The 22514-nt window shown below is 38.1% G+C and carries 23 protein-coding genes; 4 read left to right on the forward strand and 19 right to left on the reverse strand.

All coding sequences use genetic code 11. The features are described from left to right. Nucleotides 1-6: 6 nt before the first annotated feature. Together BGM26_RS10305 and BGM26_RS10310 are read left to right on the forward strand one after the other, a co-directional pair. Entirely contained in the window at nucleotides 7-483 is a 477-nt protein-coding gene (locus BGM26_RS10305; RefSeq protein ID WP_217039728.1) for a hypothetical protein, read from the forward strand. Between the two features lie 122 nt (nucleotides 484-605). Then, the gene (locus BGM26_RS10310) at nucleotides 606-779 is read left to right on the forward strand and encodes a DUF2759 domain-containing protein (protein WP_217039729.1); all 174 of its coding nucleotides are present in this window, start codon (nucleotides 606-608) and stop codon (nucleotides 777-779) included. 176 nt (nucleotides 780-955) lie between these two features. Here the strand turns inward: BGM26_RS10310 and BGM26_RS10315 are convergent, their stop codons facing one another. From BGM26_RS10315 to BGM26_RS10375, 13 genes are all read right to left on the reverse strand, one after another. Continuing rightward, entirely contained in the window at nucleotides 956-1270 is a 315-nt protein-coding gene (locus BGM26_RS10315) for an MTH1187 family thiamine-binding protein (protein WP_217039730.1), read from the reverse strand. Between the two features lie 67 nt (nucleotides 1271-1337). After that, nucleotides 1338-2483, reverse strand: a complete 1146-nt coding sequence (locus BGM26_RS10320) for a YqgU-like beta propeller domain-containing protein (RefSeq protein WP_367949333.1) — start codon at nucleotides 2481-2483, stop codon at nucleotides 1338-1340. A 156-nt stretch (nucleotides 2484-2639) separates the two neighbouring features. Continuing rightward, nucleotides 2640-3827 carry a M14 family metallopeptidase gene (locus BGM26_RS10325; protein ID WP_217039732.1) on the reverse strand — a complete coding sequence of 396 codons (1188 nt, stop codon included), beginning with the start codon at nucleotides 3825-3827 and terminating at the stop codon, nucleotides 2640-2642. A gap of 123 nt (nucleotides 3828-3950) precedes the next feature. Then, on the reverse strand, nucleotides 3951-5849 hold the full coding sequence (locus BGM26_RS10330) for an LTA synthase family protein (RefSeq protein ID WP_217039733.1): 1899 nt from the start codon (nucleotides 5847-5849) through the stop codon (nucleotides 3951-3953). A gap of 571 nt (nucleotides 5850-6420) precedes the next feature. After that, nucleotides 6421-7389: an ROK family glucokinase gene (locus tag BGM26_RS10335; protein WP_217039734.1), complete on the reverse strand. Its 969-nt coding sequence runs from the start codon at nucleotides 7387-7389 to the stop codon at nucleotides 6421-6423. Nucleotides 7390-7412: 23 nt separating this feature from the next. Continuing rightward, on the reverse strand, nucleotides 7413-7613 hold the full coding sequence (locus BGM26_RS10340; protein WP_217039735.1) for a YqgQ family protein: 201 nt from the start codon (nucleotides 7611-7613) through the stop codon (nucleotides 7413-7415). A 338-nt stretch (nucleotides 7614-7951) separates the two neighbouring features. Beyond that, nucleotides 7952-9493, reverse strand: a complete 1542-nt coding sequence (locus tag BGM26_RS10345) for a rhomboid family protein (RefSeq protein WP_217039736.1) — start codon at nucleotides 9491-9493, stop codon at nucleotides 7952-7954. Nucleotides 9494-9637: 144 nt separating this feature from the next. Then, complete coding sequence (locus BGM26_RS10350) at nucleotides 9638-9835, reverse strand: hypothetical protein (protein ID WP_217039737.1); 198 nt, start codon at nucleotides 9833-9835, stop codon at nucleotides 9638-9640. 63 nt (nucleotides 9836-9898) lie between these two features. Further along, a complete protein-coding gene (locus tag BGM26_RS10355) occupies nucleotides 9899-10687 on the reverse strand; it encodes a DUF92 domain-containing protein (RefSeq protein WP_217039738.1) in 789 nt (262 codons plus the stop codon). Further along, a complete protein-coding gene (locus tag BGM26_RS10360; protein ID WP_217039739.1) occupies nucleotides 10680-11252 on the reverse strand; it encodes a 5-formyltetrahydrofolate cyclo-ligase in 573 nt (190 codons plus the stop codon). Before BGM26_RS10360 ends, BGM26_RS10355 begins: the two co-directional genes overlap by 8 nt. Before the next feature lie 196 nt (nucleotides 11253-11448). Beyond that, nucleotides 11449-11598, reverse strand: a complete 150-nt coding sequence (gene rpmG, locus BGM26_RS10365; protein WP_217039740.1) for a 50S ribosomal protein L33 — start codon at nucleotides 11596-11598, stop codon at nucleotides 11449-11451. A 78-nt stretch (nucleotides 11599-11676) separates the two neighbouring features. Further along, nucleotides 11677-12291 (reverse strand): hypothetical protein, encoded by a 615-nt coding sequence (locus tag BGM26_RS10370; protein ID WP_217039741.1) that lies wholly within the window; start codon nucleotides 12289-12291, stop codon nucleotides 11677-11679. A gap of 28 nt (nucleotides 12292-12319) precedes the next feature. Next, nucleotides 12320-14089 carry a glycosyltransferase gene (locus tag BGM26_RS10375; RefSeq protein WP_217039742.1) on the reverse strand — a complete coding sequence of 590 codons (1770 nt, stop codon included), beginning with the start codon at nucleotides 14087-14089 and terminating at the stop codon, nucleotides 12320-12322. A gap of 339 nt (nucleotides 14090-14428) precedes the next feature. Between BGM26_RS10375 and BGM26_RS10380 the strand changes: the two genes are divergently transcribed. Both BGM26_RS10380 and BGM26_RS10385 read left to right on the forward strand, forming a co-directional pair. Next, on the forward strand, nucleotides 14429-14830 hold the full coding sequence (locus BGM26_RS10380) for a hypothetical protein (RefSeq protein WP_367949298.1): 402 nt from the start codon (nucleotides 14429-14431) through the stop codon (nucleotides 14828-14830). After that, entirely contained in the window at nucleotides 14823-15293 is a 471-nt protein-coding gene (locus tag BGM26_RS10385; RefSeq protein ID WP_217039744.1) for an MltG/YceG/YrrL family protein, read from the forward strand. The genes BGM26_RS10380 and BGM26_RS10385 overlap by 8 nt, the downstream gene beginning before the upstream one ends. A gap of 64 nt (nucleotides 15294-15357) precedes the next feature. Here BGM26_RS10385 and phoU read toward each other — a convergent pair whose 3' ends face one another. The 6 genes from phoU to BGM26_RS10415 form a co-directional block, all read right to left on the reverse strand. Then, a complete protein-coding gene (gene phoU, locus BGM26_RS10390; protein WP_217039745.1) occupies nucleotides 15358-16014 on the reverse strand; it encodes a phosphate signaling complex protein PhoU in 657 nt (218 codons plus the stop codon). A gap of 85 nt (nucleotides 16015-16099) precedes the next feature. After that, nucleotides 16100-16927 carry a phosphate ABC transporter ATP-binding protein PstB gene (pstB, locus tag BGM26_RS10395; protein WP_483297776.1) on the reverse strand — a complete coding sequence of 276 codons (828 nt, stop codon included), beginning with the start codon at nucleotides 16925-16927 and terminating at the stop codon, nucleotides 16100-16102. A 36-nt stretch (nucleotides 16928-16963) separates the two neighbouring features. Then, nucleotides 16964-17842: a phosphate ABC transporter permease PstA gene (gene pstA, locus BGM26_RS10400; RefSeq protein WP_217039747.1), complete on the reverse strand. Its 879-nt coding sequence runs from the start codon at nucleotides 17840-17842 to the stop codon at nucleotides 16964-16966. Next, a complete protein-coding gene (gene pstC, locus BGM26_RS10405; protein ID WP_217040742.1) occupies nucleotides 17843-18811 on the reverse strand; it encodes a phosphate ABC transporter permease subunit PstC in 969 nt (322 codons plus the stop codon). It abuts the gene before it with no gap. Between the two features lie 54 nt (nucleotides 18812-18865). Then, complete coding sequence (locus BGM26_RS10410; protein ID WP_217039748.1) at nucleotides 18866-19852, reverse strand: PstS family phosphate ABC transporter substrate-binding protein; 987 nt, start codon at nucleotides 19850-19852, stop codon at nucleotides 18866-18868. Nucleotides 19853-20106: 254 nt separating this feature from the next. After that, the gene (locus BGM26_RS10415) at nucleotides 20107-22287 is read right to left on the reverse strand and encodes a peptidoglycan D,D-transpeptidase FtsI family protein (protein WP_254119207.1); all 2181 of its coding nucleotides are present in this window, start codon (nucleotides 22285-22287) and stop codon (nucleotides 20107-20109) included. Nucleotides 22288-22514: the final 227 nt, after the last annotated feature.

The following is a 22514-nucleotide window of genomic DNA, read 5'->3' on the forward strand; positions in this document are numbered from 1 at the left end:
AAAACAATGAAAATAATTTATGGTGTTGAAGCAAATTATATTATTGAAGAAGTTCCCGAATGTAAGGAACTGATCGAGGGCGAGACGACAATATTTGATTATCATGATTCTACATTTATCTATGAAACCAAAGAAGATGCCTCCCTTGCAGAGGATTTATTAAGGGAGGTTGGGCTATTCGAAAATCAAACTGATCTTATTCTCGTAGGCGAAGGAGAAAAAGGAGATACATTTTTTGATTTTGGGATGGAGTCATCACATGGCACTTATCTTCTAAAAGAATTGCTGTGTGCTTTTTCGATTGTTAGAGGAAATTCTGATGCAATACAAATGGCTACCTTTCAGCTTCAGGAACATTTCATCTTTAAGGCTGAAAGCGATATTGCAGCCATTTATTTTGCGGAACTGCATCTACAGGATTTAATAGAGGGGATTGCCGTGGCTTACGACATAGAAGTGTCATTCTTTGAACTCGACAAATGACGGAAAAAACTATAAAATATAATACGAATGTAAAAATAGGCATTACATACAGGTTCCTGACCTGAAATATGATTTTCACAGAGCATTCATCTGCTTATCATAACAAAAAGGGGGCTATTCTGATGGGACTAGTTATTATTTTCGGTTTAGTAGCTATTTTGGCGGCTTTTGGTACAATTAGTTCACTTAAAAACAAAAATCTTCTTGGTTTTGTTTTTGCAGCTGGATCATTTGTCATTTTCGGCGGTTTTGCCTTAATGACAGCAATTAACAGTGGTTACCCTGCGGTACACTAAGAAAAGCGGAAGCGCCTCGATCACCCCCGACAAGCACAAGACGATCCTCCCGGAAAGGTGAGCTCTACCTTTCAGGATTGGCTTGTGAACTCGAGGGGGTAGGCGCTGGAGCTAGACACTAAATCCAAAAATCTGCAAAAGGGAGGACTGCCTTATCGTAGGCAGTCCTTTTACTTTTATCCCTCTAATTGACTTAAAACTCTTTCTACCTTATCTTCCATTCTTCTTTTAACGTCCCGTCTGTCATCAATGCGGATATTGGTTGCTACCCTTGCAAGCCCCTTTTCAAAAGGAACCTCATGCATGGCTAGTATGACTTCAAATAAAATAGGAAGCTCACCTTCAATGATCGTGTTCATAGGCGTTAACTGGAAACGAATCTGACCTTTTTCTTCATATTCTCTTAAAACACGCTGTATATCAGCAACATAACTGCTGACACTCGGTGAATCAGTTCCAATTGGTATAACGGTTACATCGACGATTGCCATAATCTTCACCCTTCTAATAGTAATAATGGATATTGCGATTTAGGTTTCCATATAGAATGAAAAGAATTTATTCCTTCACAAGCTGAATCATTTGTTTTGTATCAACGTTTATTAGTTTTTCAAAATAAAAACCATATAAACAGTGTTTTCCATTTGGCGAGCAGCTTAAAGGCTCATTTTGCAAGACCTCAAAAATGGCGGTTTTCTCCCCTTTTACTAAATCAAATGAAAAAAGTTGAAACCCCTCCGTATATGTATCAGCATCCGTGCTGAAAAGCGGCTGGAAGGAGTAAAAATGGTTTCGCTCATCAAAATCAAAATAAGGAACAAGCCAATCAGAAAACCGCGTTAAATGCGGAATGGAAAAATCGGCTAATTTACGAAAGTCATTAGATTGGAAGGAATATTTAGCCTCCCCCATTTTATCAGAAGTAACGGTGATCGTCATAATGATACCCTTTATTGTCTTTACATGAAAAATATCATCGAGCACCTTTTTCTCGTCCGTCTTGAAAATCGATTTTTTCATCAGTGGAGCAAAAAGTGATGGATCTTGTATACTCCAATCCAAATAGATGAGTTCGTCCTTTGCAACCCAATATGCAAATGGCTCCTTTAATTGAACCTCCACAAGTTTTTTTTCGTCAATATTTAATTGAAATGTAGAAAAGTCCCAATTCTCCTTAAATGAGGAGATCAACAGCAAGTTTTCATCGTAAGGGTTCCACTCAATCGTAAGATCAAATACCTCTAACCGTTCAGTCATTATCTCTTTCCCGTCTTGATCTAAAATCGATATTACACCCTCATATGTTGTTGGGACCGTATAAACCAATATACGTTTTCCGGAAGGGCTCGTATATACAGAGGCAACAGGTGCCTCACTTTCATAAATTAGCTTGCTCTCGCCTGTAAAAATATGATATGTATACACATTTGAACCTAGCCCGATATTTGTAACATAAATGATCGTTTCATTATTAAGCCAGCCACTTACTGTATTAAATTGGCCACGTTCCATTTGAATAGGAGCCCGGACGTTAAAACCAGCATAAGAAGGTGGAATGGTTTCCTTATGTAAAGTTTTACTATGCATTGTTTCAGGCTGCAAACCCGACTCTTTTTCTACTTTTTGGCACCCAATCATTAGTAGGATTGAAATAAAAAGACAAACAAATAAAAAAAGAAACCTTCTCCATGTCCGGTCATACACCTTTACCAATTCCACACCTCCTTTTGCCCTTTTATTATCATTACGTAAACAAGATGAAAATGTTTCAAGTATATCACCATTATATAATTAATAAAATAGGAAAAAGCCGATAAACGGCTTTTTTAATTTAAATAGAATAAGCATTTATCTTTTCTTTTACATATATAACGCAGCTAGATAAATACCAAGCACCTCTTCAAAAATTCCGTCAAATTGAGATAATGGCAACGGGTTGATTCCTTTTCCCATTTCAATCGTAAAGCCTGGTTTTCTGAAATCCTGTATAAACCAATCCTTGTAGCCAGCAAAGCTATCCACATACTGTACAGACTTATAACCACTTACTCTTGCAAACTCTGTAGCTAAAACCTGCGATTCAGGGGGCTCCATCCCTTCATATCCCCAATAGATTTCTTCCCCTTGCGTATGGAAGGCAAGCATGCGATCAAAATGTCGGGTTCTTGCTAAATCTGCCATTGCGATTGACTCGGGTTCGGTCAACGGAGCAGTCCCAGGGTAGTCCCTAGGTGCGGGAGCTTTTTCTGGTAATCTTTCCTTCTCAAACTCCCATTTTGCCGGAAACTGGTCGTTTAAGTCAACCCCCCTAATATTTGCCTTCCATCCTGAAAAGTCTGTTCGCCCTCGATTGATTTTAATGACCTGCTCACTAACTGCAGCCGAAGGACCGTTCAAAACTAAATCTACCCCATCCGGATTCACCATTGGTACGATCGATAAATCAACTGTATTATATAATGGCATCGTCGCTAACCCTCTAATTGGTTTGACGTTCGTTAATGATAAAAGAAAGTGATTCAATAAAGACATTAACACACCAGAAGTGATCCATTCATTCGCATGAAAGGAGGCATTGAAATTCACCTTTTTTGTTCCTTTACCTAGCCGGATTTCCTGTATGGGCTTTCCAAGGACACTTTTGCCAATCGTGTTCACTTTTATAAAAGGATAGATTGCCTTCAAGCTCGTTATATCCGCTGTTACTGCTTCATAATTATAATTCTTTTTGCCATTTACAATTGCAGAAATGACCCTAGTTGGAATCAAGATCGTTGTTCCTACCGATAAGTGATTTGGATTTACTTTTTGATTAAGAAGGAGCAAGGCATCGACAGATAGATGTCTAGCTTCACTAAGCTTCCAAAAGGAATCGCCATTTTTTACTGTATAGTTCCGAGCTGTAAAGCCCGGAATTTGTACCTCTTGCCCTATATTTAATGCAGATGGATTGATCGTTGGATTAGAATCAATGATTAAATTTAAGGGAATCATAAAAAGCCGGCTATAGTGCCCTAACGAATCGCCAGATCGTACTTGTACTTTCATATTACTCCTCCTTTCGTCCATTCATTCATATGAACGGAGGATGGAAAAAATGACATGTTCCCGCTTATGCCCGAAGGAATAACTTAAGAAAAAAACCTGCGATGATCGCAGGCTTTTTTTTTGTTATTGTTCTCCTATTATTTCATTTTCAAATATGTTTGTTCCACGGTATTCTGTATTTTCATAAAACCTCAGCAAATCACCGTAAATGATCTTGTCTGAATACTCTAGCTCATTTTTGGCCTTTTCGATATATGGTTCACAAGCACCTTTATCGATTGGTTCACCGTTATTTTTATCGTAGCATGTATCACGTGTAAAAAGATAATCCTTCGTTATGAAGCTTCCATCGCGCAAAACAGTAAACTCCATTTTATCTTCAGAGAAAAGATCAGATCCAAACTCAATATTATTTTTTGTATCAATTCCAAGCAGATGAAGAAGGGTCGGCTTCACATCGATTTGACCGGAAACTGTGGAAATTGTTTTCCCCTTTTGCCCAGGAATATGGATTAAAAAAGGTACTCTTTGCAATTGAGTGCTCACAAATGGAGTAACTTCTTCCCCTAAAAACTCACCCATTGCTTTATTATGGTTTTCAGAGATTCCGTAATGATCCCCGTAAAGAACAATGATCGAATCTTCATATAGCCCTTCTTCCTTTAATCGTTCGACGAAAATCTTTAAGGCTTCATCAGTGTAACGAACTGTAGGGAAGTAGTTATTTACCGTTTTGTTATTAGATGTATACGGTTCGATGAATCGATCTTCTTCTCCTAACTCAAATGGGAAGTGATTCGTTAAAGAAATAAATTTTGCATAGAAAGGCTTCGGCATTTCTTTCAAATGCTGTACAGACTGTTCAAAGAAATCGATATCTTTCAATCCCCAGCCAACTGAATTCTCTTCATTGACATCAAAATCAGGCAGTGAGTAAAAGCGATCGTAGCCAAAAGCCTGGTACATGATATCCCGATTCCAGAAGCTCTTGTTGTTAGCGTGCAAGGATGCTGTAAAATAACCGTTATCATTTAGAATTTCCGGTGTTGCTGTAAATTCATTTCCTGAATGTGTAAAAAATACAGCACCACGGCTTAGCGGATACAAAGAATTATCGACGAGAAATTCTGAATCTGATGTTTTCCCTTGTGCAGTTTGATGGTAGAAGTTTTCAAAATAATAACTGTCTTTAATAAATTCATTTAGAAAAGGCGTTATTTCCTGCCCATTCACTTCATTATTAATGACAAAATTCTGCGTTGATTCCATCGAAATCAAGATTACATTCTTGCCTTTCGCAATCCCAAACATTTCATCATTAGGCTGTTTATAATTGGCATGGATATAGTTATCAATATCTACTAATTCACTGCCATCAGCCATTGCTCTTTGTGCAGATGACTTTGACTGAAGAAAAGCATCATAGATGTGGTAATTATACGTTCCAATATTTTTGACGAGCATTTCACGGTCAAATGTGCGTGTCAGAAGCTGTGGCCGTTCTGTTTCAGCTAATCCTAGATTAAAAAACGCAATGGCGACCGCTACGAGGAAAAACGCTCTGCGATCCACTTTTGAAATTTGGCGATAAGAGACAAATTTAGGCTTTAGATAAACAATGAACGCCAAAATAACAAAATCAGCAAAATATAAAGTGTCTGTCAAACTTAATAATTCATTCACACTGCTGCCGAGATCACTCATATTGCTCGTTTGAAATAGGACCGGCAGAGTTAAGAAATCATTAAAAAACCTATAAAAGACCACATTCGCAAATAAAACGGCTGAGATGACAAAGCTTGTGGTGAGTATGTAGCGGTTTTGATTTTTTTCTTTCATGAAAAAGCTAAGACCAAAAATAAAGAGCAAAAAGCTTAATGGATTAATGAACAGGATAAATTCCTGCCGCCAATTTTCTATTTTAATATCAAAGCTAGTTTTATAGACAATGTACGTCTTTAGCCAAAGCAGGACTGTTGCAATCCCGATAAACGATAACTTTGACCAATTTATTTTCTTCATAATTTTTGTTGCCCTCCCTGTTTTTTGGAACAGACTGGAATTTTTACAATTAATGGATGAAATTGATCGAATCAAACATTATCTTAATCCTTTTTTAATAAAAAATCAAATCTTCCTTAACAATATTATTATAGAATGGTATATTGGAGGATATTCTCTTTGTCCACAGTATTAGACGAATTATACATGAAAAAGTTTCGTATTTGTCCAATTTCAGAAAAATGAATCTTTCAGCTTAGATATACATTTATTTTTAGCTCTTTTCGCATATATTGTTGTTTTTAGCTTTAAAAGTTTGCCCGTTGATTTCCGCTGCGGGCACTTGCTTTCCGCGGGGAGGGACGGGAGCCTCCTGGCGTTACCGCCTGCGGGGGTCTCCCGTTCCCTCTATTTCCCGCAGGAGTCAAGTGCCCTCCGCTCCAATCAACTCAGATAGTTAAATTTAAATTGCACTAATAAAGCAACAAAGCTTACGAAAACAACCTATTTTTTTGATTCATAAAAACGAGAAGAAATACCTATAAAAACAAAAAGTATCCGCAACAATACGGATACTCTGCAAATTTAATATCTACTTGTTTTTGGCGAGCCATGCAGCCCCAATGACGCCCGCATCATTTCCTAGGATGGCTAGGTCAATAATTGTTGATTGTCCGACTCTCGGAAACGCAAATTTTTTAAAATTCTCTTTGACAGGCTTTAAGAGGATATCACCAGCTTTTGAGACTCCACCACCCAGGACTATTTTATCAGGGTTCAGTGTATTACCGATATTAGCAAGGGCAAGTCCTAAATGAAATGCCGTATTTTTAATAATAGAATGGGCAAGTTCATCACCGTTTTTTGCCGCATCAAAAATATCCTTCGCAGATATTTCCCTATTTTGCCGGTACTTATTAGCAAGTTCCCCCACATGACTTTCATTCTCATTCAAAATCTCCATTGCCTGCCTGACAATACCCGTTGCAGATGCGATCGTTTCCAAGCAGCCTGTCTTTCCACAATTACACATAGCGCCACCTTCTGCGACGGATGTTATATGGCCGATTTCACCTGCGGCCCCGCTCGCTCCCTGAACGATATCCCCACCGGCAATTACACCACCGCCAACCCCGGTCCCAAGTGTAACACACACAATGTTTTCAGCACCATTTCCTACACCTTTCCACATTTCGCCTATGGCTGCACAATTGGCATCATTTTCAATCACGACTGGCAGTAATGTTTCAGCTTCAAGCTCAGCTTTTAAAGGATAATTATCTCTCCAGCCAAGATTGACTGTATTATATAAGGATCCCGTTTTATAGTTAACTGGCCCCGGTGCACCCATGCCAATCCCTTTAATCTTCTCCCTATTCTGGCCTAGTTCTTGCAGCTTATTTTCAATAGCTCTGCCAATATTTTTCGTAATATTTTCCCCTTCATTCGAGTTGTCCGTAGGGATTTCCCATTTATTCAAAATTTCCCCACCGTCATTAATAAATGCCAATTTAGTTGTCGTCCCCCCTAAATCGACTCCTATTAACCATCTCTCTCCCATTTTCCTTCCCCCTATCAAAAAGTTTAGTTTTTTTCTTTTAACAGCCGTGCCTCTTGTCTTAATAATAAAATAGCGGTTTGATAGTCTTTTGGATCAATCAATTGTGCCTGATACAGCTCCCTTATTTCCTCCTCCATCACCTCAAGATCTGCTGCTCTGTCACCCATATAAATAATTGTTCCGTATTTTTTAAGAAATTGCTGAATGTCATAAAACGTTTTCATTTATTTACCCTCTTAACTATAGATAAAATTAGTTTTAGCTACCTATTATCTCTATTTCGACGCATCCCATAAAGTATATTCCAATTCGGGCCTCCCCTCAAGGAAATCTATAAAGTGAAACTTCCATCAGTGGGGTTTTCGACGCACAGGACGTACTAATGCCGACGTTGCCACAGGACGTCTCGTTCTTAGTCTGTGTTCCTATGTCGGGCCTTTATCGGCAGTTTGTCCCCCACTTATCCTTCCTCGATTTCCCGAAGTCTTGAAGTAGGGGTCTTACTGCCCGTTAATCTGCGATAAATTGCATCAGAAGTTCTGGAAGTACTCAATAAAGGTTATCATCCCCCAAGCTCGTTAAGCTGTTGCAATAATTTCTGATAATCCTCTTGACCTTGTTTTAACTCAACAGCCTTGGCTGCGTATTTTTTTGCTTCCTGGATATTTCCCTCATCAAGATATATGAGTGCTAAATTATAATACGCTTCATGGAAATCTTTTCCTTTTTCAATCGCAAGCAGCAGATGCTCCCTCGCTTTAACGATCTCCTCCATTTTGATTTCGGCGAAAGATAGCAAAAAATAAACCTCAGCGGATGCATTCCCTTTTATTGCATAATCCGTCAGCAAGACTTGAGCCTTATTATATTCTTCCATCCTTATATACTCCTGTGCCATCACCAATGCTGATTGCTCATTAAGTAATCTCCCAGGTTCATTAAAGCCATATTTCAGTAAACCAGTAATCGCAAAAGCACTGACAATTAAAAACAGAAACTGTAACAATGGTTTCTTTTTCTTCGGAAAATGAACAATCCCAGTTGCGAGAAATCCACCGATAAGTCCGCCAATATGTCCTGCGTTATCAATTCCAGGCATCGAAAATCCGAATGCCATATTGATTCCAAGAACAATTAAGATATTAAACCCCATCGTTCTGAAAAAAAGCTTAGGATAAATAACACCGAAGTAAAGCAAAGCGCCAAAACAGCCAAATATCGCCCCACTTGCCCCTGCCGAAAGATTAGGACTAAAAAGAAAACTTGCTAGAGAACCGCCAAATCCGGCGATCATATAGATAAGGAAAAAACGAAGATTCCCATAAATTCTTTCTACTGCTGTTCCAAGATAAAAAAGCGCAAGTGTATTCATCAATAAGTGCAGAACCCCGATATGAAGCACAATTGGAGTGAAAAACCGCCACCATTCCCCTTCTAAAATAAGTGGATTGAACTTTGCCCCATACCTTATTAAGGTTGAAGTGTTTGTGCTACCGCCTTTCCATTCTAAAAAAAGAAACACCGCCACTTGAATAATCATAAACATATACGTAAAAAAAGGTTTGCCATGCTCAAAAAGTGATTGTTCTTTTTTGGCATTATTTGAAGCCTCTAATAGAGCAGCGTGCTTCACCGCTTCAACATCATTCTCAAAATAGGCATCCTTAACAGGAATAGAAAGTGAATCTTGAAAGACACTCCCTAAATGTTGCAAGCTCTTTTCGTAATTGGTACGATCGCAGATAACCGAATTCACCTTCGTTTTCTCGTTGCCAGGTATGATAAAAGGCTTTTCAACTCTAAATTCATAATCATCAACCGGCGGATATGGAGTGACATATATATTCAATACATTCATGTCACTAGTCGCAAGCTGTTTTCGAATGCTTTCGCCATTCATAGCCGTCCGTTCAATATCCCTTTGCATCCAATTGCTCCAATCAAGATTATGACGGAGCAAGCGAATAACCCGCGCTTCTTTATTTTCTAATTTTTCAAGCCATAATTCATTTTGTTCTTTAGCCAATTGGACAATTCGATATTCATGTACAGAAATAAAATAATGAGCCAGCCGCCAGAATAAATACTCCTCTTGAAAACTCAATTCTTCCCCCACACTTTCTATACTGGGTTTTAAAATGTCTTAGATGATTTGATCTTATCATTAATATACCATTTTACTTTATCCTCTCCACAAAATTCAGACAAAATAAAAAGACCCTAAATAAGGTCTCTTTACGCGTGATCCTTAACGAAAATCAGCTGGACTTGATGGAAATACTGATTTCATCATTCGATCCCGTATGCCGGGCAAGCTCATGAACGAATTGACAAGGATCCGGCGAATAAAAGAATTGCCGAAAAGAACATTCATTACACGATAACGATTCTGAAAAACCAAATAACCACCTAGTCCAATCATGAAAATTGATAATAGACGTCCCATGCTCATCCCTCCTGTTTGTAGTTTGGGATGAACTTCCTTCTTTTATCCATATTGATCAGCGAATTAACGAAACATGACAATGGAGAGAGTGCCGAGAATTGCGGCAAGAAAACCTGAAAAAAAGTTAACAAAATCATTATTTATGAAAGAAACGCCTTTAGTTAATTGAGTCTTTACCCCACAATGATTTAATGACTCTACTTCCATATGGCAGACTTTACATTGATAAACCGCCTGAACGAATGCACCTAACAATGTATCAAATACATTGCCTGCAAAGCCAAATATAAAAATAACAAGGAACTCATTACTAGTTAAATGAAATAAATAAGAAGATAGCGCCGCAATGGTCAAAGCGCCGCCAATTGCTGCAAATGTTCCGAGAAAACTGACAGCTCCAGATGTTCCGGTTTCAATCCGTTTAAAAGATCTGAGAAAAACGGGAGGGCGTTTGCTTAATGATCCAATTTCAGACGCCCAAGTGTCCGAATTGGAACTCGCAATCGAAATCGCAAAGCCAATAAACCATATCGGATGTGGAAAAGCTAGATAAAGCAGACCAGCAATTGCAGCAGTTCCCCCATTTGCCGCAACTTGCTGCCAATCCCGGCGTGAACCTTTTTCATGACGTTCTTCTATTTTAATTTTAACCTTACTCTTGTACTTGGACAAAAAACTTGAGCTAGCGAAAAAGAAACCGAGTAAAAGCAGGCCATTCATGCCAAAAGCTGCGCTGACAGCAAGCCCAATTAAGAACGCCGCGATACTTCCAGACTTTGTTAATAATCGAAAATAATAACCGCTTATTGCCGTAACCGCTATAAATAGGTAAATAAAAATTGGATCACTCATTCATGTTTAGAACCTTTTCATCCGTAATTATTTTTTGAACTGGAATATCATGGCCCTCTAAGGGAAGCTCTGAAACAATCTGAGTTTGAAAAGCAAGTGTCAACGTATGTCCTTTATATCTTGTCAGATATCGATCATAATACCCTCCGCCAAATCCAAGCCTGTATCCGGCTTCTGTAAAAGCAAGCCCAGGGACGATCAACAAATCGATTTCATCTGCAGTCACTTCTTTCGTTACTGCTTCGATCGGCTCAAATAAGCCTGAGTATACCGATTCTAATTGATCGAATTGATTAAGCGTTCGGAAAACCATCTCTCTGCTTTTAGGAAGACATTTCGGAATCACGACTTGCTTTCCTTCTTCCCAAGCTTTTCTAATAATCTGGTATGTATCGACTTCCGGATGATTGGAAAGCGTAATTCCAACTATACTTGCTTCTTTCCAAAATGGATCCCCGTAAAGAGACTGAGCAATCCGGTAAGAACGGTGTTCATAATGAGGTTTTGTTATCGAAGCAAGTTTTTCTATCATTTGTTTTCGAGAAATTTGTTTTTCATTTTTCATCAAACAACCGCCCCAATCTTTCAATAAGGCTGTTTTCGCATATATTGTTGCTTTAGCCTACAAAGTTTGCCCGTTGATCTATTAGATAAATATCACATTATAAAAGCAACAAACATTACGAAAATAACCTTCAATAATAGGAAATGACCAAAAACTTCTTTAAACAACAAAAAAAGCAGTAGGAAGCACCTACTGCTTATTTTGTTTCACGGTGTAGTGTTACACGTTTTAATCTTGGGCAATATTTTTTCAGCTCAAGACGATCTGGGTTGTTACGTTTATTTTTTTTAGTAATATAGTTACGATCACCAGTCTCTGTGCAAGCTAACGTAATGTTCACACGCATGTAAATTTCCCTCCAAACTATGTTCAAGCAAGTTCGTTCATACGACTTTTTTATAATATCACTTTTTAATTGTAAATGCTAGTATGTTTTTAAAAGTGCTTCATTTAAATTCAGCAGTTCATCTTCATTATCACTGCTAATGATCCATGATTTTCCTTCTATTGTATCCTTTCCCTGGAATTGAAACTCTAATAGGAATAAGCTCACGGCATTTCCTTTAGCCATTGGGTTATATTTTAATGTTCCCGATTCAGAACAAGCCCAAATGTTATTCGAATGGATATTCATATAGGGCTGAACTGAACATGATCCCTTGATTCTATCAATACTATGGCTATTAACCAAATATATGAGACCATCTGCAAGATGAAAGATGACATTTTCTGAAGGCGAAATGAATGAAATATGTTCGTTAGCTGCTTGAACATGCTTATGTTGAAAGAGCAGCTTTACACTCAATGACCTTGGCTCGTGATTCGTAATAAAAACGTTAATTAATCGAATATTGGAATGAATATGCTCCTGTTTCAGCTGTACGGAAATGCCTTCTTCAGGAATGTGCTTTTCAAAGCCAGAATTCATCCAATATGTTTTTCCCCCAATCCAAATCCCAGGAATCACATTTAATCTCTCTTTTCTCATAGGCACTACATTTCCAGACAAACTAGTTTGCATACAGGTATTTGTTTTCATATTCATTCACCTTTTTTAGTATTATTTTCTATATTTTACAGTTACTAATCGCCTCTTCATAAACTCTTTTTGTATCTTCCGCAATCCTCACCCAGCTAAACAACCTTTCGACTTCCTTTTTCCCATTCCATCCCATTTGCTGTCCCACTTCTTCATGATCAAGGATGATCGCAGCCTGTTCAAGGAAACTGCCTACATCTCCCGGTGTCATCAATAAGCCAGTTTGTTTATGCTGTACGATCCCTTTTAGACCGCCTGTATTGGAAACAATGACTGGTTTCCCCATTATCATTGCTTCTAAGGCAACAATGCCAAATGGTTCATATCGACTCGGAAAGACAGCAAGCGAACACTTCTCAAATAGGGCGTTTCTTTGGTCATCGGTTACAAATCCGACAAAATACACCCGGTCTTGTAAACCCCTATCCAAGACTCTATTTCTGTATTCGCTAAGCATTGGGCCCTTTCCGGCAATGATAAAATAAACATCGGGATAATAATCTTGCAGAACCAAAGCCGCGTCTATTAACGTATCAAAACCCTTTTCATGTACAATCCGGCCAATGGAAAAAATGATCCGCTTGTTTTGTTGCACCGGAAGGGCAGCCAATATTTCTTCGCCAAATGTTGATTCAATTCCCACCACCCCATTTGGAATGATCCAGATTTTCTGTTCACTTACGTCAAATACTTGAATAAGTTCACACTTCATATATTCACTACATACAATGATCGAATTTGACTCATTCATTAATTGGCTCTCTTTTTCATGAATGAATTTTTGGAGCTCTGTATGAATTCCTTTGTTTCGACCATGCTCTGTTGCATGAATGGTAGCGATCATTGGAACATGAAGACTTGCTTGTAAGCTAATCGCACAGGCACCGACGAGCCAGTCATGTGCATGAACGAGAGCAAAGCGATGAATTCTTGCCAGTTCTCTTGCCTTTTGCTCCATCGCCAAGTTCAAGCCCGCAATCCAGTTTAGGAAATCATGGTCTTTTTCCATTAGAGGCTTTACACGGTGGATACAGATCCCTTCGACAAGTTCTTCATGTAATAATTGCGCAGGATTAGCAGTAATCACATGGACTTCATAGCCCTGCTTTATTAAGCCCCCGGCAAGGCCGTGTACATGCCGAGCAAGCCCACCGACTATATGCGGCGGATATTCCCATGTTAATAGGAGAATTTTGCCTTTCCTTTTTTTTAAAGTATCCACTTGTTCTTTGAAGAAAATATTGACAGGAAACTGATTATCCCTTTCAATCATTTCGCTTTGTGTGCTAGTTATTTGTCTATCTGCCTTTATTTGAACTTGCTCACCTTTGTATAAAGCTGAACATTTCTTAGCTTCATTCACATTCTCATAATAACTATAAGTACTTACGCGTTCTGCCCAAATAGGAGGATGATTGGCATCCTGAAAATCAGATTCTAATTCTGCTTGTAATTCGCCTTGAGGCTTTCTTATTTCCAGAGGATGATGGACAGCGGTTGAACGAAGCATTGGAAAAAATTTATATTCAGAAATCATGATTCCATATTCCACACAATAGCTGCGATAAGACTTGAGCCCTTTAAATGTCCAATTCGTATGCTTATCAGCTAAAATAACATCCTGATAAGAATGGGCATTCCCCCCGTCAAAAATAATACTCGTTACATCATAAATCCGGAGTGCTTTTACCATTGAAGAAAACGGTTCTCCAAAATAAGCCTCGATTATTTTCTTTTTCTCAGATGACAGTTTCCAAAAAACATCGAGCTTTTCGCTTGAAATCAAACATGAATTCATATAATCCTCACTCATAAATACCGGAAACACCCTTTATAAAAAAATTGTCCTGATATGCAGATAGAAGTCATTTTATTCCTCTTTGCTTATAGTTTTATGTTAGCACTCAATTCAAACGCACACAATGAACGGAAATTGTCGTTTATTGTCTGGTCTTTTAGCTGTTAATGTTTGAATGTTAGAAAAAAATTAATAAATACTTTTTTTCAGCCCAAAAACAACTATTCGACAAATTCTCCTTCGTATAAAGGGAAATAAAACGACAAAAAATGGCGATATTTTATCAAAAATAAAATCGAATCGAATTTGGCTAACAATAATGGTAAAATAGTTTTTGAGGTGACTATTTTGGAATACGTTATGATCGGCTTACTTGCCTTCGCTTTAATCCTATTTATTCTTTCTGTATTTTTGAAAGACCCGTATAAAGGGATTCGTGAAGAAATAGATCAGCTTTCCATGCAGCAAATTCAAGATGTGTACTTGATAAAAAAGAAATTAAAAGTGCTAGAGGAAGAACTCCTTGTCAATGACGAAACTTTTCATTCAGCCATTCCTGTTCCCTCACTCCCTTTAACAAATGAACATAAGGAAGTCCATGCGATTATAAAAAATCAAGTGAGGTCTTTATTCCAACAAGGGCTAACGGTTGAACAAATTGCCAGACAGTCTTCATTGGCTCCTGATGAAGTGCAGTCCATCCTTGCTGAGATGATGCACAGAGGACAACAATATGAATAAAAGAAATACCCGCGCATTTGCATTCGGAATTTTTGTTTCAGTTTGTATGATGGGAGCATTCTATTATTCTATTGAAGAAAAACATTCAGCGGATTTAACTATTGAAGATGCTAAAGTTTTATTGGCTGAGGATGGTTATGTCATTTTAACGAAAGAACAGTATGATCTGATGGAAAAGGTGAAGGAAGAGCAAGTTAATAAAGAAGAAATTCCTTCGGAGATTAGACCTGATGTTGCGGAAGCTGAAGCAATTATCAATACGTTCAAACTTAAAATTGTCAGAGGGATGAGCCCCTATCAAATTGCTATGCAGCTTGAAAAGGCAAACATCATCGATGATGCCGATCTATTTAAAAACTTTTTAAAAGAAAATGGTTATAGCAGAAAAATTCAGTCCGGTACGTTTGAAGTATCAGCTGGAATGAGTTATGTAGAAATCGCAACACTAATAACAAAAAGCTAAAGAAGCAGGCCATGCTCCTTTAGCTTTTTGTTATTAAGAATCGATATTAAGCTCAATTCACCTACTAATTCAAATCATACTGCCGCCCTTTTACAAGGTACAAAATACTTTCCGAAATATTAGTTATATGATCTGCCGCTCTTTCAAGATAGCGGCAGATAAATGAAAGCTGGACAATTTGCGCCAAAAATTCAGGCTTTTGCAGGTTGATTTGCAATAAGTCCCTAATCGTTTGGCCATATAAATCATCTACTTCATCATCCATTTCTGCCAGTTTCTTCGCTTTAGCAGTGTCTTCATCATTAAATGCCTCTAAGGATAATCTTAGCATCTCTGATGTAATCTTGTGCATTTGTTTAATATGAACAATCGGTTTAACGAGCGGCTCCGAACCAATTCTAATCGTTGATTTTGCAATATTGACAGCAAAGTCAGCAATTCTTTCAATATTTGTTGCGATTTTAATCGCAACAATGATGCGGCGAAGGTCAATCGCAACGGGCTGCTGCTTCGCAATTAGAAGAATTGCAAAATCATTTATATCTTCATACATAAGGTTTGCATTTGAGTCCTCATCGATAATTTCAAGAGCTAATTCAAGATTTTGTGTTTCAAGCGCCTCAATTGATTTCGTAAGGGCTGCCTCTGCAAAATTTCCAAGCTCAAGCAATTTTCCTTGTAGTTCTTTTAAGTCCGTATCAAATCTTTCCCGTACCGACATGGTATTTATCCCCCTTCATCTTTTCCATTGGAAAAAATCGTACACAAATACGATTCTCTCTGAAAAACTAGCAAAGCCAAGCTAATTACCCAAATCTTCCTGTTATATAATCTTCTGTACGCTTATCAGAAGGGGTTGAGAATATTTTATTTGTGTCTGAGTATTCAATGACCTCTCCATTTAGGAAGAAAGCTGTTTTATCAGAAATTCGGGCTGCCTGTTGCATATTATGAGTGACAATAATGATACTAAAATCCTTTTTTAATTCCTGTACAAGCTCTTCCACCTTTAATGTAGAAATCGGATCAAGTGCAGATGTCGGCTCATCCATTAAGATCACATCCGGTTCGATCGCAAGGCAGCGTGCGATACAAAGCCGCTGCTGCTGTCCACCTGAAAGACCATAAGCATTCTGGTTTAAACGGTCTTTTACTTCATCCCATATCGCTGCACCTTTTAAACTTTCCTCAACAATTTGATCAAGGATCTTTTTGTCACGGATGCCATGAATTTTTGGACCATATGCCACATTTTCATAGATGGACTTAGGAAAAGGATTCGGCTTTTGGAACACCATGCCCACTTTTGTGCGCAGCTCTTCCACCCCGTAAGATTTATCAAAAATGTTGCGGCCGCGGTACGCAATTTCACCTGATGTTTTAACGATAGGCACTAATTCAATCATTCTGTTCAACGTTTTAATATACGTTGATTTTCCGCAGCCAGAAGGGCCGATAATAGCGGTAACTTCATTTTCATAAATATCTAAATTAATATTTTTAAGCGCGTGATTTTCACCGTACCATAAATTAAGCTGGTCTGTTTTATAGACAATATTTTTATTTCTAATTTCAGATTGGTGGTTCTCCCCTTGAACATTACGTACTGACTCTCTTTCCAATGTTGCTGTCATTTCTAATTCCCCCTTCATCCGATTAAACCTTAAAATCTAATATCTTTTATGGAATTTATTCCGTATTAAAACTGCGATTGAATTCATGAAAACCAACATTAGAAGCAACACGATGATTCCTGCAGCTGCTAATTCTTGAAATGCAGCTTGTGGTCTCCCAGTCCAGTTGTATATTTGCATTGGCAATACTGTAAACATATCAAAAACTGACTTTGGCAAAAATGCCAAGAATAATGGAAGTCCAAGTACTACTAATGGAGCTGTCTCACCTATGGCTCTTGATAATGCAAGAATTCCACCTGTTAATATACCTGGAACAGCTGCCGGCAGGACAACGCGGACGATTGTCTGCCATTTTGTAGCTCCCATTCCATAAGAAGCTTCTCTTAATTGCTTAGGAACAGACCTTATTGCTTCCTGGGAAGCAACAATAATAACTGGAAGAACTAATAAACTCATCGTTAAACCAGCCGCTAATACACTCGTTCCAAGTGATAATGCACGTACGAATACAGTCAGTCCCAAAAGCCCAAATACAATGGAAGGAACACCTGCAAGGTTGGAGATATTAATTTGGATAAAACTTGTAAATCGATTTTTTTTCGCGTATTCTTCTAGATAAATTGAAGTCCCTACACCCAATAATAAGGTTACTGGTGCCACAACGCCCATAAGCCATATCGTACCAATTAAAGCTGGTTTGACGCCTGCCAACTCGGGTTTGCGCGACGGTAAATTTTGTAAAAATTGTAAATTAAGATGGCCAAATCCTTGAGTGAATATCCGATATAATAAAATCCCTAAGACTAATAAGCCAAACATCGTTGCCGTAAAAAATAGCGTTTTAAAGAATATATTTGAAACTAGCCTTGCTTTCATTCGTTTTATTACTGAAGTATGATCGATTAATTTCATTTAATATTCCTCCCTAAAACGACGAGAGATGAATTGGGCAAATAAGTTCATTACTAGAGTAAACAAGAACAGTGTAAATCCTACAGCATATATACTGTAATAGATAGTCGTTTGATAGCCTGCATCCCCCTGGCTGATTTGAACGATATACGCTGTCATTGTTTGGATAGAACTTGTAACATCCCAGTTTAAATTTGGCGTTGATCCGCCAGCAACGGCAACAATCATTGTTTCTCCAATTGCCCTTGATACAGCGAGAACAATCGAAGCCATAATACCGGAAATCGCTGCAGGCAGTACAACTTTTAATGATACTTCCAGTTTCGTTGAACCTAATGCGAGTGCCCCTTCACGCATTGAATTAGGTACAGAAGACATCGCATCCTCAGATAGTGATGCAATCATTGGGATAATCATGATTCCAATGACAATCCCCGGACTTAAAGCATTAAAAATTTCAAGCGAAGGAATGATTTCTCTTAACACGGGAGTAACGAAAGTCAAAGCAAAAAATCCGTAAACAATTGTAGGAATTCCTGCTAAAACTTCCAATATCGGTTTAATCCATCTGCGCGTTTTGTCAGATGCATACTCACTCAAGAAAATCGCTGATGCGAGTCCAATTGGCACAGCAACGATAGCAGCGATTAACGTTACCTTTAACGTACCTGAAACAAGTGGCAAAATTCCATATGACCCCTGAGTTGCCGAAAAAGGATACCATTTTTGTGCAGTTAAGAATTCAAAGATAGAAACTCTCCCAAAAAAAGTAAAAGTTTCAAAAATCAATGTGAGTACAATGCCAAGTGTTGTTAATACCGAAACAATAGCTGTCAATAACAACAGATACGGAACTGTTTTTTCAACAGCTGAGCTTGCGCTTTTCTTATTTTTTTTTGCTTGTATCAATTCTTGCACGGATATCCGTGTAGACGAGCTTTGAAAAGCCAAAATGAAAACCCCTTTCATCCAATAGCAAGATGAGAAGCACAAACCGCGCTTCCCATCATGAAGTTTTAATACTTATTTAAGACCCTCTAGTGTTTCTAAAGCCTTTTTATATTCTTCATCCTTTAATTTAACGTAACCGACAGATTCAGCAAGTTCAGCAGCATTATCAATTGTATATTTTACAAATTCAAACACTTCTTCTTTTTTTACTGATTCATTCTTAACATAAGTGAATAATGGACGTGATAAAGGAGAATATTCTCCACTTTCAATCGTAGAATGCGTTGGTTCAACAGGACCATTTCCACTATCAACAGGAACTACTTTCAATTTGTCTTTGTTTTCATCGTAGTAAGCAAAACCAAAATAGCCAATTGCATTTTTGTCACCGGAAACCCCTTGAACAAGAACATTCGGTGCCGCAGAAAGAGTTGCCTTTTCAACTAATGGTTGCTTTTCTAGAATCACTTCATCGAAATAGTCGAAAGTTCCGGAATCTGTCCCTGGTGAATAAAATTTAATTTCTGTTTCTGGCCATCCTTTACGAATGTCAGACCATTTTTTCACAGTTCCATCTTCTAGCCACATTTTCTTTAATTCATCTATTGTTAAATAATCAACCCAATCATTATCTTTATTGACAACAACTGAAAGACCGTCATTTGCTAATTTAAATTCAGTAAAGTCAATCCCTTTTTCCGCCAATTGAGCTTTCTCCTCATCTTTAACTGGACGAGAAGCATTGCTTAAATCCGTGCTTCCAGCGATGAATGCTTTAAAACCGCCGCCAGTACCAGAGGTTCCAACTGAAACTTTTACTCCAGGCTGCTCCATACCAAATTCTTCAACAACAGCTTCCATAATAGGGTACACTGTAGTAGAACCATCAATATTAATTTCGCCTTGAAGTTGCTTATCTTGTTCACTAGCTTGCTCTGTGTTGGTTCCTTCTGTTTGAGATCCAGTTGATGCTCCATTTCCTGATGTACCACAAGCTGCAGTGAATGCTAGCACTGCCCCAATCATTGCTGATAGTGCTAAGTACTTAAAGCTTTTCATTTCTTTATTCCCCCTAAGAGATTGGTTGTTTTGTCCTACATGTATTAGAATAAAGGTTGAGTGTTAATCCTGTTTTAACGAATTGTAAAGGTTTTGTAAATGAAGATGATTGATGTGTAAATTTGTCGAATAATGGGATATTACTAACTACCCGTTTAATTCAAAAAAAAAACAACAATCATTTAGAAAACAGCCAAAAAAATAAAACAAGCCTGCTCCTTCAAAAAAGGAGACAGGCTTGTTTCTTCTTTTACTTATTGGCCATTTCCTGCTGACGTTATTTCTTCACCTTCTAATCCATCCTCGTTATTTTGAACGGAATTTTCGGAGTCCTTATTTTCTATTTGACGCTGTTTCTTTAGTGCGAAATAAGTGTCCAAGACCCTTTCGCCAATAATTCGATTGGCTCCATTGTCTCGATTCCCCTGGAATGCCCATGGAACAAAAACGGACATCGCAATTTCAGGATTGTCTGCTGGTGCATAGCCGACAAGAGTTAGGTTCAAAACTGCTGGCGGTTCTTTTCCGAATTTAGACCGTTCAGGGCCATCGTAAAATGCCTCCGCTGTCCCAGTTTTTCCGGCTGGATTATAATCTTTCCCTTTAGCTCCAAAATAGGCATATGCGGTTCCGCCCGGTTCCTGATACACTTTCCGGAAACCTTCCTGAACTCTTTTAATCCATTCATCTTTCGCATCGATATGGTTCAGAACTTTCGGCTGTATTTCCTGAACAATCGGTCCTAGTTCGTTATTATCCAATAATGGTTCACGAATTTCTTTTACAATATGCGGTTCCATCCGGTTACCGCCATTGGCAATAGTCGAAACATATTGAGCTAACTGCATATTCGAATATGTATCATACTGACCAATCGCAAGGTCAAGCATAAAACCAGGCAAAGTCCCCATACCTTTAAAACCTGTCTGTTCATTAGGGAGGTCAATTCCTGTCCGGACTCCTAAACCAAATTGTGCAAAATTATTTCTAATTGTACTAAATCCTTTTTTATCCAGTGGCAAAGGCATGCCATACCGATAAGTCCCGCCACCAATTTTAATTGCGGTTTGGAACATATATACGTTGGAAGAAAACTTTAGCGCATTAATATCATTAACAGGACCAAGGTTTTTCCAAGATTTTTTTAATTTTGGAGTTGAACCGATTTTCAAGGGAGTATCATTAATAACCGTACCTGGCTGAATCGCTCCTGTATTATAACCTGTTAAAATTGTCGCACCTTTGATGGCTGAACCAACATTATAGGTTGTTGTAATGTTGCCAAGAGCATCATCCTGCATTTCTCTTTTTCCAGTTTTTTCGTCCTTAACAATTCTTTTCCCACCCATTGTTAAAATCTCCCCGGTGTGAGGGTCCATTAATACAACATAGGCACGATCAAGCAAGGCGGTACCTGGCAACGATTTAGCCGCCCATAATTCCTCTTCAATAATTTTTTCTACTGCTAATTGAAGATCCATGTCTATACTTAGTACGAGGTCCTTACCTCTATTTCCTTCCGAAATAGGTATTGTCTCAAGAACATTTCCAGCTTTATCTGTAATGTTCTTCACTTTTGCTTTCTGCCCATGCAATACTTCTTCATATTGCATTTCAATATAGCTTTTTCCTACGCGATCATTGCGGCTATAATCCCGGGCTAAGTAGTAGTCAAGCTGTTCAGCTGGGATTCCTTCATCCGAACTTGTTACCTTACCGAGCACAGACTTCAGTGTATCATTAAATGCATAATATCTTTCCCAATCTGTTGTTGTATCAACCCCAGGTAACAGCTGAAGATTTTCACTTACAACAGCAAACTCCTCAGGGGTAACATCTTTATTTTTTACGATTTGCGGTGTTAAGGCATAGCCGCTCCTAAAGTCCCTAAAAATAGCAAGAACTTCGAGATCGTGTTCTGTTAGTTCATTCAACTCATCTTCTGTAATTCGCTCAAGTTTTAGACGGTAAATTTCTTTGTCTAATTCTTTATCCTTCAACTTCTCCTTCAATTTATCCAATTCTTCCTTCGAAACTTTTTCATTTGCCCGCTCTAAGTTTCTAATAATCCAATAATCTTTTTTATCTCTTTCCTGAACTTTATTTGTATCTTTTTTGATAATCTTCGCAAGTTTTTCGGCTACCTCGAGCATTTCGTCTTGCTTTGCTCCTCTATTCGTATAAGTGATCGCGTTTTGCGGCGTATTGTCCACAATCACTTTGCCTGTTCTGTCCAGTATCTTCCCTCTTGGTACAGGATTGTTAACAGTAATATCCTCTGTACGTTCGATTTCACGCCTGTAATCGTCTCCATACACAATCTGAACAAAGCCCAACCGAAGTATTAATATTGAAAACAGTAAAAAGACAATAAAGAATAATATATTTAAGCGAAATGGAACATGGGATTTCTTCTTTTTTTTCTTATTATTCAATTTCTAACTACACTTCCTTTAAAAGGTTCATTTCATAATCTCGTCTCTTATCCCATTCTATAAGAATTCAAGAAATTATTCTATAAAGAACCTCTTATCGCAGTAAGAAACATTTGTAAATTAAGGCTGTTTTCGTAAAGTTTATTGTTATGGGGAATAAACAATGACCGTTCCTTTCCACTACAGGCACTTGCTTTCCGCGGGGAGGAAGTCGAGCCTCCTCGACG

The organism is Bacillus sp. FJAT-29790 (assembly GCF_019039215.1).
Taxonomy (GTDB): domain Bacteria; phylum Bacillota; class Bacilli; order Bacillales; family Cytobacillaceae; genus Cytobacillus.

Bases quoted from the DNA above. Each gene is read 5' to 3' on its own strand.
- phoU (WP_217039745.1), bottom strand. From the start codon at position 16,014: ATGTCGGTACGGGAAAGATTTGATACGGACTTAAAAGAACTACAAGGA.
- BGM26_RS10360 (WP_217039739.1), bottom strand. From the start codon at position 11,252: ATGAAAAATGAAAAACAAATTTCTCGAAAACAAATGATAGAAAAACTT.
- BGM26_RS10305 (WP_217039728.1), top strand. From the start codon at position 7: ATGAAAATAATTTATGGTGTTGAAGCAAATTATATTATTGAAGAAGTT.
- BGM26_RS10315 (WP_217039730.1), bottom strand. From the start codon at position 1,270: ATGGCAATCGTCGATGTAACCGTTATACCAATTGGAACTGATTCACCG.
- BGM26_RS10310 (WP_217039729.1), top strand. From the start codon at position 606: ATGGGACTAGTTATTATTTTCGGTTTAGTAGCTATTTTGGCGGCTTTT.
- BGM26_RS10355 (WP_217039738.1), bottom strand. From the start codon at position 10,687: ATGAGTGATCCAATTTTTATTTACCTATTTATAGCGGTTACGGCAATA.
- BGM26_RS10340 (WP_217039735.1), bottom strand. From the start codon at position 7,613: ATGAAAACGTTTTATGACATTCAGCAATTTCTTAAAAAATACGGAACA.
- BGM26_RS10370 (WP_217039741.1), bottom strand. From the start codon at position 12,291: ATGAAAACAAATACCTGTATGCAAACTAGTTTGTCTGGAAATGTAGTG.
- BGM26_RS10350 (WP_217039737.1), bottom strand. From the start codon at position 9,835: ATGGGACGTCTATTATCAATTTTCATGATTGGACTAGGTGGTTATTTG.
- pstA (WP_217039747.1), bottom strand. From the start codon at position 17,842: ATGAAATTAATCGATCATACTTCAGTAATAAAACGAATGAAAGCAAGG.
- rpmG (WP_217039740.1), bottom strand. From the start codon at position 11,598: ATGCGTGTGAACATTACGTTAGCTTGCACAGAGACTGGTGATCGTAAC.
- BGM26_RS10330 (WP_217039733.1), bottom strand. From the start codon at position 5,849: ATGAAGAAAATAAATTGGTCAAAGTTATCGTTTATCGGGATTGCAACA.
- BGM26_RS10325 (WP_217039732.1), bottom strand. From the start codon at position 3,827: ATGAAAGTACAAGTACGATCTGGCGATTCGTTAGGGCACTATAGCCGG.
- BGM26_RS10410 (WP_217039748.1), bottom strand. From the start codon at position 19,852: ATGAAAAGCTTTAAGTACTTAGCACTATCAGCAATGATTGGGGCAGTG.
- pstB (WP_483297776.1), bottom strand. From the start codon at position 16,927: ATGACAGCAACATTGGAAAGAGAGTCAGTACGTAATGTTCAAGGGGAG.
- BGM26_RS10385 (WP_217039744.1), top strand. From the start codon at position 14,823: ATGAATAAAAGAAATACCCGCGCATTTGCATTCGGAATTTTTGTTTCA.
- BGM26_RS10335 (WP_217039734.1), bottom strand. From the start codon at position 7,389: ATGGGAGAGAGATGGTTAATAGGAGTCGATTTAGGGGGGACGACAACT.
- pstC (WP_217040742.1), bottom strand. From the start codon at position 18,811: ATGAAAGGGGTTTTCATTTTGGCTTTTCAAAGCTCGTCTACACGGATA.
- BGM26_RS10375 (WP_217039742.1), bottom strand. From the start codon at position 14,089: ATGAATTCATGTTTGATTTCAAGCGAAAAGCTCGATGTTTTTTGGAAA.